Here is a 10299-nt window from a genome sequence, read left to right on the forward strand (position 1 = left end):
TTTACTCCTTCAGGCATCCAGTGTTACGAATGAGGGGGTAGTATCCCTGGTTCTTGATCATCCGTCAATAATCGATCGTGGGCTGCCAGATCAAGAGAGGCAATACGTTGGCGACGAAAGGCCAGCATCTCATTGAGCATGCCACGCAAGATAGCCACTTCCCGTCGATCGGGCACCGCCCGCAGGAACAGGGCTTGCATACTTCCCATCATATGGCGATTTTGTTCATCGCGCAAAAAACCTATGGTCAGCAATGTGTCACGCAGATGGATAAAAAAGCGCTCCATCTCGGCGCTGGTGGCCCGTTCTCCGTCACGGTGGGGATCAAAGGCAAAACTTTGTGCCTGTTCCTGGCCGAGCAATATCTCATAAGCCACCAGCAACACTGCCTGAGCCAGATTGAGGGAGCCGCTGCCTTGATGGGTGGGAATGTTGCAAATCCAGTGCGCACGCTGCAAGTCGCTGGTTTCCAGGCCTGTGCGTTCGGTGCCAAAGAGCAGACCCACAGTGCTGCCGGGTTGTGCCAGAACCCCAGGAAGCTGTTGGGCCAGTTGTCTGGGGGTCAGCACTGTATGTCGTTGCCCACGGGGACGATTGCTGGTGGCTACCAAAAAGTGGAGATCGGCAACCGCAGCAGAGAGATCCGGATAGAGCTCTGCTGTGTGGAGAATCTCTTGATGTCCGGCAGCAAATTGTCGTGCATCCTCATGGGGAAACTGTCGCGGATTGACCAGACGCAGACGAGCCAAACCCATATTGCCCATGGCACGAGCCACAGCACCAATATTACCGGCGTGCGCAGGTCGGTCGAGAATGACCACAATCTGCTGCTGCAGGCTGACCATGCAAGGATCCTTCGTTGATTATCAATCAAATTGTAGCCATTGTCTGCCGGGCAAGAAACAGGCAAAATAGCACCGCAGCAGAAAACGAGACACTCTACGTGTTTCCTGGGCAGCAGGTCAAGCCCTTTGCCTGCTGTTTGCACCTGCCGGGGAGTAAAGTGGTATCCTCTCAGAGGTGGATTTTCAGGGAGAGAATGGATTGAATTTACGCAACACACCATCCACACCCCAGCGGCAAGCGCACCGCCAGGGCTCTTTGCCACGCCGTTTTGCGACGCGCGGCCAACAACCAGCAGCGGTCCGAGTCAGACGCACCACCGGTTCTGAGCAAGAGTCTCCTCGGCAGCGTCGGCGTATAGTTCGGTTGTTGCTGGGAATGTTGCTAGTTGGTGTGGCTCTGTTGCTGCTGCGCATATCCATACTCTCTATGCCGGATCTTCCCGCAATCTCCTGGCCGAACTGGTCTCTGCCAGAGTTTTCTGTTGGCAACTGGTTTGCGGGAAGCTCTTTTTTTACCCGTCCCGCTGAACAAGGGGAGAGCGTGCCCGCACAGGTTGCCGAGAGCTCCTCATGTGTCATGACGGTTGGGGCAGGTCAAAAAACCGTAGTGGGGCCCTTCAACATGTTGACCATTCCCGCAGGCCAGTATGAATTGCCATTGCCCGCATCGCCATTATATCCCTTTCTGCACCCACAGCGTCTGGGGAGTATTGTCTTGCCGGAAGCGATTCTGCTCCAGGAGCAACCGGTTTCCAGCAGCGTGTTCAAACAATATGTCGAGGATGTAGGAAAGATGCCGGATGGCGAGGCAAAAGAGGAAAGACTCTCCCATATTGGCATGTTTTGGAACAAAAAAGAGAGTGTCTCCCCGGCAGTGCGCGGTATCTCTCTGGAGGCGGCCATGGATTTCAACCGCTGGTTGTCGGAAAAAACCGGTTGCGAATTTCAGATTCCTTCCCGCGAAGAGTGGGCAGCGGCGGTGATTCATCTTTTTCAATCCGGGGTGTCGTTACCCAAACCCAGCGATGGTTTTGATGCCACACCTTTGAAGTCGTTGTTGCAGGGGGGCAGCGAATGGACCCGTTCCACCTGTCCCATGGGCTATTATCTGGTGGGCGAAGAGGATTGGGGGGCAACTATTCGCGATGGTCATCCCTCCTGTATGCCCAATCTCTTTTCGGTGGCCGGATTTCGTACCGTTATCCATCCTGCGGCAACAAATAAACGGGATAGTGCGGAAGAGAGAAAAAGCAACCATTGAATACAATTGCAAAAGATCATACCCTGATCCGGTTATGCGGCAGACTGCCCGCCAATCGGCTCATGAACTTGCCTAAGGGGGATGGAATAACGTGAATAGGAAGTGGATCGATAAGCATCAGACCATAGGAATCGCTGTACTGAGCGCTATGCTGGTACTGTTGCTGAGCCTGTCGGCAGGGGCCGAGGAAGAGTCTTCCGGCAGTTGTGCCCGTATGGATTTCAGCCGCTTTTATGAAAATGGTCGCTTGAAATGGGTTGGGGTTGCCCGTGCCGTGCGCCAGGATACCCCTTTGTTTGCTGAAGCCAATGGCAATCAACGGGAAGGCACTCTCGATTTTAACCAACAGATGGAGATCAGCGAAGAGGGCAAAGATCGGTTGAAAGTGCGTTCGCACCGCTTCAAGAAAAAAGAGCCGGCTGTGGGTTGGGTACGCAAAAGTGATCTGTTGTGCCGCAATACCCCGATCAAAAGTGATTCCGGTCTGGAGATGAAGTTTTTCATCAAAACCGATATGGTGGCTCGCAATAATGACAATCGGGAACCAACCGTGCATGTCTATCAGGATCCCGATTTGAAGGAGTGCACCGGTGGCAAAGAAAATTGTCGTGAGGGTGCCTCCCGTTTTCATATGTATTTTGTCTTTGATCAGACCGATCATGCCCTGTTGTTGGGAGATCGCTACCGCTTGGAAGAGGATGATGTGTTGTTGGGTTGGGTGGCACGCAAGGATGGCTTTGTCTGGAACAATGCCTTCAGTTTGCGTCCCCGTGAAGATCTCAAGGCTCCAGACGGTAAAGGGCGAGGTACTGTTTGTACCTATGAACGGCTTCCCGATGCGATCAGCCAGGATCAAAAGAGTTGTCAACCGGTAGAAGGGGGAGCCTCCTGGTTTCAATCGCCGCTGCGGATTCCGGTTTTGGATCTGTTGAACAGCAAGGGGGAAAATGTCTCTCCCAACGAGTTGGCGGCTGGTACACACTCCACTGGGCGGCGTTTTTACAAAGTGGCCTTGGCGCGACCTGGCTTGGTAGCTCGGCGCATCGATTCGGATACTGTGGCCATCGCTCCTTCCCTGGCCAAAGAGATCATGCCGCAGGTGCAGTCGTTGAGCACCAAAAAGCAGGTAGATATCTTCTTTCTCTTGGATGCCACCGCCAGTATGGAGCCGGTGATCGATGCGGTTCGGGGTACCGAGAAGCAGGCGGGGGTAATTCAGGAGATTATCCATTCGTTAAAAAACACACAGGGATTTCGCGAAACCCAGTTTCGTTTTGGTTTTCGGGTCTATCGCGATACCTATGCCGACAGTCGTTTGCCCAACGGTTTGGGTGATGGCATCGGCGAAGGTTTTCCCTTCCCGGAGGAGTGTGCCATGAATCCAGAGCAGCAAAAACGCTCTCTGGAAAAATTTCAGGAGGCGATTGCCAAGGTGCAGGTGACCAGCGACGATGCCGACGATTATGAAGAAAACAGTCTGGGTGGTTTGGAACAGGCGCTCAAAAAGGATATGACTGCCTGCCCGGACCATTTGAAGCTGTTGTTCATGATCGGAGACAGCGGTTATCGGGAAAACCATCCGGTACGGGGGGCCAAATATCGCCATCCGGTGCGCATGGAATCGGTGGCACAACTGTTGCGCGGCGGCGAAGCCTCTGGTGGAAAAAGCAACAATATCATTCCCTTTTTTATTCGTACTCCCTCCCTGGCACAGCAGGCCAAAAATCCCAATTTATATAAAAATGCCTATGAGCTGTTTGGTGGACAGGCCACTCATCTGTTGACCAGCAGTTTGCCCGCCACCAGCAAAACCAGTGAACATTTTTTCCAGATGGGCGAGAACAATCTGGTTTCGCGTGTCTTGCAGACTGTGGAAAAGCTGGCCAGTTCCGAGTTGATCAATGAAATCATTCTGGATGTGCGTGGTGGGGCGGCATTGACGGCGGTGATCGAACGCTTGCGCCGAGAACGGGTGGATATTCCCGGTGTCTATTGGCATATTCTCAAACAGGGCGCTTGTGGCGAATTGGGTGAGCAGTGCGAACGGCGGGTATATGATACCACGCAGATTGCCTATATGGAGGCGGACGATAAAATTGTCGAAGAGTTGTGGATCAACAGCGGGGAACTCTCTTCCTGGATCCGTATTTTGCGTGGTTTTGAGGGCTATTTTGATTTGCCGGAAACCCAGTTGCGCCGTGCTTTGATCAGTGCTTTGGTGTTGGGCTTGCAGCAAGAGATTCGCCGTCCGCCGATCGATGTGGCCGGTGAAACACCAGCAGAATATGCGCAGCGCCGTGGAGGCTTGCCGGTACGCCGCCACTCTCCCTTGTTGAGCTACAATGTCAATGCCTTGTCAGCAGAGAATGTGGAACGCAACATGGATGGTCGTTTGGTGGTCATGGACAAAGAGAAAAAGCCGATGCTGGACAATAAGGGCCAGCCTATTTTAGCCGCTCCTGTCTGTGAGTTGCGCCGTTTGGCCTTGTGGGCGATCAAGTCCAAGGAGATTTTGGAGGTGATCGAGCGTGATTATTTCAAACCGGTCTATCAGGCCACCACCCATCAGGCACGGAGCTGTCCAGATGCCACGGCCAATGGACGGGCTTTGCTGAAGGTGGAAGGGGCGATTCAGCGCGAACCGTTGGGACCGGATAAATCCTATCACTATGCCCATACCTTGGGTGGACGGCGCGGTTATTGGATTCCACAGGAATATTTGCCATGAGTTGGGGAGTACAAATCCGCAATGCCACAGTCTCTTGGGGCAATTCGTTTAACCTGGTGGTCGGAGGCTTAAAACTGGAGAGCAATCAGATCTCTGGTCGTTTACCGGTTTTGGGGCGCAGTGGCAGTGGTAAAAGCACATTGCTGTATCTGTTGACTTTTCTTAAGCGTCCCACTGAAGGGACAGTGCGCTGGAGTTTTCCCGATGGCCATCGGGCGGTCTGGGGGCCAAAAGGTCTGGATAGCCAGGAGTCAACTTTGGATCTGACCCAAATCCGTCGGCAATGCTTTGGCTTTGCCTATCAGAACAGTACCTTGACCCCTTATCTGCGGGTGCGGGAAAATTTGCGTTATCCTTTGGAGCTGTTGGGCGGTTTTACCAAGTCGGAGATGGATCGGCGGGTGCACGCGGCCATGGATCGGGTGTTGTTGCGTGATGATCTGGGGGCGCGGGTCGAAGATACCTCACCGGAAGAGTTTTTGGATCGTTATCCCAATGAGCTCTCTGGAGGACAGTTTCAACGGGTGGCATTGGCGCAGGCGATGATACATGATCCGCATGTACTGTTTGCCGACGAACCCACTGGCAATCTGGATGCCGATACCCGGCAAGAGGTGATGGGCTTGGTGGATCGTTGGTTGGCCAAAGGGGATCGGATGGTGATTTGGGTCACCCATCACCGCTCCGATGCGATCGATCCACGGGTCAGTCATTGGCTGATGGTGGCAAACAACCGTTGCCTGTTGCGTTTGAAGGGGGGCAAAAAGAGCTCGAATAATGAGAGCGACAACAGCTCCACAGCAGTAGGCTAGCTTGCGACAGGCAGAGCGACGATGGAAAAAAGAGCAACGCGCCGTTTTATTCCAGTTTGGGCCTCCATGGGGGGGCGCGCCTATTGGCGCTCCTTTATTTGTGGTCGTTTCGGTTGTGTGGGGGGAGGTCGGGATTTTTTTTGGTTGACCTTGTTGTTGGCATTGGTTATCAGCATGGCCCTGCTGCTGGTGGGTACGCGCGCCGGGTTGGTAGAACGTTTTACCGATGCCATTCTGGGTACTTTGCGTCCGCATGGGGTGCCCATCTGGGTAACAGCCCATTGGGAAAACCATGAAGGCATTCAGAGCACCCTTTTGGATCGTCTCAAGGAGTTTGAAAAACGGGTGCCTGGGGAGAATTTTGCTCTTACGGTGCATCCGTATCGCCGTTTGGCCGATGGCAGTCCGCATGTGCGCTTGCCGGTGGAAGGTATCTGGACCTCTGGGGTGCCTTGGGTCGGCTGGGCAGTGTATGGCAACGATCCGCTGTGGAATTTGGGTGTGGCCGCCAATGGTGACACAGCGTCAGTAAATGGGCAGTCGAGTGCGCCGAACCAAGAGAGCCAGGAAAAAGATCTTGCCAGCAAAGGAGAGGAGCGTGATCTGTTGTTGCCAGGAGCCGGGCCGAGTGCAGAGGAGAAGAGTCGGGGCTGGCAGGGTTTGCCGTTGACCGTGGTGTTGAGTGAATCTCTCTTCAACAAGCAGTTTGATTATAATGCCTATCGCGAGGCGATTCAGCCTCTCTTGCAAAAGAAAAAGCTGCGTAGACTGCCCAGCAAGCCGCCGCATGGCGATTTGAAAAATGCCTTGAGCACCATTTGGTTGAAGGTGACAGTTGGCAATCGTGAGGATCTGCTGCCCTTTAATGTTCGTTGGGTGCATCATATTCCCAGTATGGAGAAGGTGGCCTTTTTGTTTCCCTTGACCACCTATCATGCCTTGATGGCAGCCTACCATTTTCCTGAGTTGCGTTATGATCCGCTGAACATGGGTAAGGGCAATGTCGAGTATCATCGCTGGTTGAGTTCGTCGAGCTTTCCCAAAGATACTTTAACCTCCTATGAGCGTTGTATTCATACTGCGGTGGCGGCGACCGGTCTGACTGATCTGCCTCGGGTACGTGAGGAGGTGTGTGCCAAACCATCGGCGGCAGAGATCCGGCCTTTGAAGAATGAGGCGAAACCTTTGGGGCAGGGTGGGCGCACAGAGGGGAGCGCAGAGGTTTGGGATACCCTGAACCATGACAGCAACAATCGCTTATGGTTGCCTTGTCAGCGTCTGCCACGCAGCAACGCCATGCGCGGCATGCTCTGTCCAGAAGAGACGAAACCCAATACCGTGATCACCCCGATGTTTGTGCCCTGGGATGTGACCAGTGATGGTAACTCTTTGGCCGCAGTGCATGTCTATGTCCCGGATCCGAGCCGATTGAGTCGGGGTATTCAGGGGTTGTTGAGTCTGCGCACTTCGGACGATGTGCGCGCTTTGAGCATTCAGACCATGTACCAGGATGCCTTGAATCGTTTTAATCTGTTGAGTGATCTGTTGACCACCATGGTTCCGGCTTATGCCCTATCGTTTGGGCTCTTTTTATCGGCTTTGTTGTTGGCGCAGGTTGGGACTTTGATCGGTCATCGGCGGCACCATTATGGTATATTGTTGAGTCGCGGTTTTACCTGGGCTGGAATCTATGCCAAATTGATCTGGCAGATGATTCTGGCCACCTCCGTAGGTGGAACGGTGGCGGTGTTTGTGTTTATTCCCCTGTTGCGTCTGCTGCTGGAGGATGGTTTTAAGGGGATCATCAACCACTATCAGGATTTGCTGCCGCCTGGATATGATTTTGAAATTTTGCCGCTGCCTTGGCAGCCGATCATGGTTACCCTCGGTGAGGTGTTAGGAGCGGTATTGGTGGTCACCCTGATTTTGTTGTTCCGTTTGCCGTTGCGCTGGGGGACTGCACCGTCGGATCTGCTGCATGGGGATGGACGGATGATGGGTCGGGAAAAGGCGCGCTAAAAGGGGCTTGCCTGCAGAGAACCCGATCTCCCTACCATGACTCAGTAGTTGTTTGGCAAATTGGTGGGTTCTACTGACAGCCCCCACTGTGCTGGAGCAGCTCTGTATCGGCGCGCGGCAGGGTAACAATGATGGTGGTTTCTCCCGCTTGTTGACAATCCAACGCAATACTCCCTCCCTGAGTTTTGGCGGCCAGCCAGGCGGAATAGGTACCCAAACCTGTTCCACCCTGTTTGCCGGCAGTGACATATTTTTCAAAAAAACGTTCGCGAATGGCGATAGGCACCTCGCCCGGATTGCGGATGATGATACGAATTTCTGTTTGCGTCTGCAGCAGTTGTACTGTGACATTTTGATAGTTGCCGGCAGCCTGTACGGCATTGAGCAGCAGGTTGTGAAAGAGAGAGTAGCAGAGCAGACGCTCGCCGCAAACCAGTAAAGGCGATTCCGACTGCGGGGTGTGAATCTGGATATGCAGTGTCGAGGTGTGCCGTTGCAAATCGAGTACGACCCGTTTCAAGACTCCAAGCAGATCAAACTGTTCCCGCTGCAGAGGATATTGCCCGCTTTCCATTTTGTAGAGATCCAGGGAGCGGTTGATCATCTCCAACATGGTGAAGCCATTGGTTTCGATAACCTGAATCATGGTGCGCTGCTCTTCACTTAAATTGCGATCTGCAAGCAGCAGTTCTGGCAAGCCGAGAATACCGACCAGAGGGCCTTTCAGATCGTGACGGGCCAGGTTATCCATGTCTTCACGGATATGCAGGGTATGCAGCAGCTCTTCATTGCGTTGTAACAGCTCTTTTTTTACCCGGTGCAGTTCGACCAGGTTGGTAACGCGAGCCAAGATAACAGCAGGGTTGCTGGGTTTGCGGATAAAATCCATGGCCCCAAGGCTTAAACCATAGGTTTCATCATCATAATTTTGTTTGGCAGTCAGGAAGACGACCGGAATTTCTGCAGTTGCCGGATCGGCTTTCAATTGTCTACAGACTTCAAAGCCATCCATGCCGGGCATCATGATGTCGAGAAGGATCAAATCGATGGGAGGATGTTTGGCCAGACGCAGGCCCAGTTCACCGTGGGTGGCGATTTTTACAGTGAAGTGGGCATCGAGAGCGGCTTTGACCACATCGATATGTTCCGGCTGATCTTCTACCAGCAGGATAGTGCCTTTTTTTAAGGATTTTTGCGGAGGAGTGTGCATCACAATTCAATTTCTACCAGGGTAATATCATCGGCAAAGCTATCGTTACCAGTGTGGAGACTCAACTGTTCCAGAATCAGTTCCAAGGGGCAGTTGTCCAGACTGGTACGGCAGAGAAAGTCACGCAAACGTTCATAACCAAACAGGGAACCCTCTCTGGAGCTGGCTTCGATTACCCCATCGGAGAAGGCGTACAGACGATCTCCGGGTTGCAGATCGAGAGAGAGCATTGCTGGTTCCATTTCCAAGTTGTTCAGAATACCGAGTGGTGGCATGTTGGAGGCAAGTTCGTGTTGCAGAGTTCCCTGACGGATTAAATAGAGGTTGGGCAATCCGGCGTTCCAGAGTTGGGCTCGGTGGCGCTTGGGAGAGATTTCGATCAAGGTGGCGGCCAGAAAGATACCAGTGGGCAGACGGGCACAGAGTTGTTGATTGATGGTATGCAGGATCTGCAGAGCCGATTGGTTGCGCAGGGCCATATCGTGAAGAATAAAATCAACCAAGGGGCCGCCAATGGCAGCAGGCAGGCCATGGCCGGTAAAATCGCCGAGAAGGACCAGTTGCCGTTGATCGGGGGTGAAGAGCGAGAGCAGCAGGTCACCAGCAGTACGTTCCACGGGTGAGACAAGGGAGCGTATGGATTGGGGTTGAAAGAGGTTGGGTTGGCGCATTTTCAACAGGATGCTTTCGATCAAGTGTCGCTCTTCAACCAGGAGTCGATTTTGTTCTGCCAGTTGTCTGGTGGCTTGACGCAGCGCCATGTGGGTAGCGATACGCGAGCGCACGACGGCGATACGGAAAGGTTTGGTGATATAGTCAACAGCGCCCAAATGCAGGCCGAGCAGTTCATCGGTTTCGCTGCTGCGGGCGGTAACAAAGATGATAGGGATGTCACGGGTGGAGGGATTCTCTTTCAGTTGTCTGCAGACTTCATAACCATCCATTCCTGGCATCATGACATCAAGCAGGATCAGGTCTGGAGTAGGGGAGAGGGCAGCAATTTTCAGAGCCACAGGGCCGCTGGTAGCCGGGCGAATGGTATATTCCGGGGTGAGAGCTCCTTTCAGGACATCGATATTTTCCGGGGTGTCATCGACGACCAGGATAGTAGGTTTCATGAGTTGCTTGGATCCTGTCGGTATGGAGCAATCTGAAAGCAGTCGGGTATGGCCAGGTAAAAGTGGCTTTTTTCCTGAACACAGAATACTCTTTTCTGGTTGCAGTGGAAAGTGCAACGATGATCTGTTTGGGTAAATAGCGGTGTGTGCAATGGAATTTACAGTCATAAACAGGTGGCTGGGAGACCCTCAGCAAGCCGGTTGCAAGAATTGGGCACTGTTTGTTGCTGCATTTGCAGGTAAGCCGATTGGTTGGGCGAACCAGATTATGTATCCTGTTGAAGGAACCAAGTTTGCTTTGTTTGA

General features: G+C 53.1%; 7 protein-coding genes. 4 read left to right on the top strand and 3 right to left on the bottom strand.

Annotation, left to right across the window (positions count from 1 at the left end; translation table 11 throughout):
- Positions 1-23: 23 nt before the first annotated feature.
- Positions 24-845, bottom strand: coding sequence for an RNA methyltransferase (locus EJP87_RS02280; protein WP_130470245.1), 822 nt, complete (start codon positions 843-845; stop codon positions 24-26).
- Between the two features lie 199 nt (positions 846-1044).
- Between EJP87_RS02280 and EJP87_RS02285 the strand changes: the two genes are divergently transcribed.
- The 4 genes from EJP87_RS02285 (at position 1045) to EJP87_RS02300 (ending at position 7665) form a co-directional block, all read left to right on the top strand.
- The gene (locus EJP87_RS02285) at positions 1045-2106 is read left to right on the top strand and encodes an SUMF1/EgtB/PvdO family nonheme iron enzyme (protein WP_130470246.1); all 1062 of its coding nucleotides are present in this window, start codon (positions 1045-1047) and stop codon (positions 2104-2106) included.
- Positions 2107-2197: 91 nt separating this feature from the next.
- Positions 2198-4834, top strand: coding sequence for a hypothetical protein (locus EJP87_RS02290; RefSeq protein ID WP_130470247.1), 2637 nt, complete (start codon positions 2198-2200; stop codon positions 4832-4834).
- Complete coding sequence (locus tag EJP87_RS02295; RefSeq protein WP_130470248.1) at positions 4831-5646, top strand: ABC transporter ATP-binding protein; 816 nt, start codon at positions 4831-4833, stop codon at positions 5644-5646. Before EJP87_RS02290 ends, EJP87_RS02295 begins: the two co-directional genes overlap by 4 nt.
- 21 nt (positions 5647-5667) lie before the next feature.
- The gene (locus EJP87_RS02300) at positions 5668-7665 is read left to right on the top strand and encodes an ABC transporter permease (protein ID WP_130470249.1); all 1998 of its coding nucleotides are present in this window, start codon (positions 5668-5670) and stop codon (positions 7663-7665) included.
- A 70-nt stretch (positions 7666-7735) separates the two neighbouring features.
- Here the strand turns inward: EJP87_RS02300 and EJP87_RS02305 are convergent, their stop codons facing one another.
- Together EJP87_RS02305 and EJP87_RS02310 are read right to left on the bottom strand one after the other, a co-directional pair.
- Positions 7736-8875: a hybrid sensor histidine kinase/response regulator gene (locus tag EJP87_RS02305; RefSeq protein WP_130470250.1), complete on the bottom strand. Its 1140-nt coding sequence runs from the start codon at positions 8873-8875 to the stop codon at positions 7736-7738.
- A complete protein-coding gene (locus tag EJP87_RS02310) occupies positions 8875-9993 on the bottom strand; it encodes a SpoIIE family protein phosphatase (protein ID WP_193771069.1) in 1119 nt (372 codons plus the stop codon). Before EJP87_RS02310 ends, EJP87_RS02305 begins: the two co-directional genes overlap by 1 nt.
- Positions 9994-10299: the final 306 nt, after the last annotated feature.

The sequence above is a fragment of the Candidatus Magnetaquicoccus inordinatus genome (genome assembly GCF_004217665.1).
Lineage (GTDB): Bacteria > Pseudomonadota > Magnetococcia > Magnetococcales > Magnetaquicoccaceae > Magnetaquicoccus > Magnetaquicoccus inordinatus.